The sequence below is a fragment of the Chitinophaga sp. genome (genome assembly GCF_036569125.1).
Lineage (GTDB): Bacteria > Bacteroidota > Bacteroidia > Chitinophagales > Chitinophagaceae > Chitinophaga.
Genome location: NZ_DATCRF010000718.1, coordinates 1 through 2,801 on the forward strand (window position 1 = coordinate 1; position 2,801 = coordinate 2,801).

The following is a 2,801-nucleotide window of genomic DNA, read 5'->3' on the forward strand; positions in this document are numbered from 1 at the left end:
GTGTAATCGTTTAAAGAAAAGATCACTGCTCCATTGGCGCTGCTGCGGATATTGGCAGGGCCGTTTATTCTTTCACCGGTCATAGGGCCGGTGAAGGCGGATGTTTTTTCTTTTGTTACCGGTGCAGGAGTGGTATGAGTAGTATCTGATTGATCATTGGTATTGGAAGATGTGTTACAGCCGGCGGCCAGGATAATGATGATAAAAAATGTAAGGATATGCTTCATGCTGGTGCGTAGGATTTTGGAGGGAAAGTTAGCAAAAACTGGACCTGTATTGTGGGTTTATTTTGTACTTTCAAAATTCAAGCTCCTTTATATGAATCTGCTGGAGAAAATAAGGTCTCTTTTCCGCAAACAAAGCCCGGTTGCTCCGATAACAACAATAACAAGGGGAAAGCCCATATATGACCTGGATACCTATATTGCCCTTCACCTGAAAGAGACTGCAGCAACCAGCCAACAATTCATACCCCGTTATGGGAATGACTTTAACGCTTTCTTTTATCAAACCCAGATAGCAAACATTTTAAGAACGGAGATCATAGACCTGTTATACCCGAATAAAAAAATTCATGCCTTCCTGGATAACGATCACTGGCATGATAAAAACCTGTTTAACTTTCCGGGGCCTTTTTATACAGGACAAACTGATACCCGCGGAACAGGCTATGCGGAAGCCCCGTTCAATGTGCTGTTTGATGCTAATGCCTGCGAATATGTATTCCGGCAGCCCCGTAATTTTGCGGAGCTTATATGTGTAATGGACGCAGCAGCGATGGAAGTATTTGTCGGCTACTCCTGCAACGGTAACCAGTACTGGACTTACGAAAAATGTAAAGAATGGTGGCGGCAAAAACCGGAAATAATACAGCAGTTAAGCACTCCGGAAATGCAGAAAGCAAATGCCGGCAAGGAGCAACTTTATATTGATTACCTTGAAACCACCGCAGAAACAGACCTGAGGAAATATTGCTATTTCCTGGAACATCAGCATTACCCAACGGATGAAAATACAAAGCTGCCGCCCCTCTGATCTCCTCACGAAAACAATGGGAACAATTAAGCGGCATGCGCCACCTAACCATTCCCATTTTTTCACTATGTATTAATCTCCGCTTACGGTTACAGCGGTACGTTAAAATGCGTATAAGTGGTAAAACCTAAGAACGTATTATCATTCGGTACGCTCAGCGGGTCCTGCAAATTCCTTAAATATTCCAGGTTGCTGGTTTTGTAATAATTGTACGCTACTTCGGTACCCGGGAACACAGGGCTGGATGTAGTACAATAGTTACAGCCGGTGCTGCGGTTATAAGCAGCACGCATAAAATTATACCCCAGGCTTATCAGGTTTGAATTGTAGGTGTAAATACTATTATCCCCCTGAATGCGCGCCAGCTCTGCGCCGTAGGCAAAAGCCGTTAAAGAGTACTGGAAGTGCACACAATCCTGGCGGTCGCACAGCTCGGGAATAGAACCATCTGATTTAACAATAATAGGCAGATATTTCACCAGGTCGTTATAACCATTCTGGTATACCGTAACGCTGTTCAGAAAAATGCCGATGGCCATTTTTGCATAGGCGGCAGAAGCGTTCCAGTTATTGTTATAAACCGGGCACTTGTTGATATAGTTATTCTTAACGTTGTTCAGGTAGTTTGAGAATTGCGCAATGTCTGCATCAGACCAGCCGGAGGATTTGCCGAAAGGTTTGTAATAGCGGATGATCTCTGCCGCAGCTACAAAGCTGGGCGTTGTCCAGGAGGCTTCCAGCGCAGGCTGCAGGGCATTGGTGCTGGAATTTAATAAGGCGTAGTTCTGGAATGTGTAAGACCAGCCGTTTAAGATCTGGATAGCCTGCTTGGCATAGGTATCTGTACCGGTTTTTGCCCAGCGTAACGCTAATCCATATACTAATTCCGCATCGCGGCGGATCTGGCTTTTGGAAGGCGATGTAGCGCCGTTGGAACCTACTACCACGGTGGCGTAAAAAGAAGTAGGTACGGTATACTTGTTAACGTAGTCCAGCACTTTCTGGTAAGACGCTAAACGGGCAGCATCACCGCCATTGGCCTGGCCGCCGATGTAATCGAGGCTGGCCTGTGTGTTTAATACGCCGGGATGCACGAAAGAAGTGATAGCCGGAGCAGCCAGCGCCACAGGACTTACCTCCATTTTGTCGATCGTGTCTTTACTGGCAGCTCCCTGTTTGGTACAGCTGTACAGGGTAGATACAGACAATAGCAGGCCGATGCCCAGCAAGCGGGAATTCATGTGTTTCATCATAAGAAAAAAAGGGATTTTGTGTGGTTAGAGGATTTGGTTTTGGTTTAAAGAATGATCTAATACGGATATGGCTATGCGATGACGTGATTACTAAAACAGTACAATTAAAAATCGTGGAATGCTACACAGTGCGCTCGTAATACAGCTAAATTAATAAACCAACTCAATATTTACAAATTTTTTTAATTGCAATCGTTTGTGGATAGATAAAATCAAATATTTATGCATTTATATGAATATTTGAAAATCAAATACTACAGTACAATCCCTGCGATAGTCCCGCAGTTAAAAGTCCATCCCGATTTTTTTTATCTTACAGGCTGCGTTATTTTTTAAACCTGATCTGATATTGTAGTTATGAAAGTTTTAGTTACCGGAAGCGCCGGTCACCTGGGCGAAGCGCTGGTGCGCACCCTGCGGGATATGCAGTATGAAGTGATTAGCCTGGACATACTGGCCTCTCCTTTTACCACGCATACGGGTTCTATTGTAGATCGTGATTTCGTAAAAAGC

Annotated in this window: 4 protein-coding genes; 2 read left to right on the forward strand and 2 right to left on the reverse strand. The window is 44.3% G+C overall.

Annotated elements, in window-relative coordinates:
- Positions 1-227, reverse strand: a 227-nt coding sequence (locus VIM87_RS26620) for a hypothetical protein (RefSeq protein ID WP_331999925.1), incomplete at its 3' end; no start/stop codon positions are given.
- Positions 228-318: 91 nt separating this feature from the next.
- Between VIM87_RS26620 and VIM87_RS26625 the strand changes: the two genes are divergently transcribed.
- Positions 319-1,035, forward strand: a complete 717-nt coding sequence (locus VIM87_RS26625) for a hypothetical protein (RefSeq protein ID WP_331999926.1) — start codon at positions 319-321, stop codon at positions 1,033-1,035.
- A gap of 89 nt (positions 1,036-1,124) precedes the next feature.
- Here the strand turns inward: VIM87_RS26625 and VIM87_RS26630 are convergent, their stop codons facing one another.
- Positions 1,125-2,288 (reverse strand): alginate lyase family protein, encoded by a 1,164-nt coding sequence (locus tag VIM87_RS26630; protein WP_331999927.1) that lies wholly within the window; start codon positions 2,286-2,288, stop codon positions 1,125-1,127.
- A 357-nt stretch (positions 2,289-2,645) separates the two neighbouring features.
- On the opposite strand from VIM87_RS26630, the gene VIM87_RS26635 reads away from it, so the two are divergent.
- Positions 2,646-2,801: NAD-dependent epimerase/dehydratase family protein (locus VIM87_RS26635; protein WP_331999928.1), on the forward strand; the 156-nt coding region annotated here is incomplete at its 3' end.

Coding starts and splice junctions, on each gene's coding strand:
- VIM87_RS26625 (WP_331999926.1), top strand. CDS start 319: ATGAATCTGCTGGAGAAAATAAGGTCTCTTTTCCGCAAACAAAGCCCG.
- VIM87_RS26630 (WP_331999927.1), bottom strand. CDS start 2,288: ATGATGAAACACATGAATTCCCGCTTGCTGGGCATCGGCCTGCTATTG.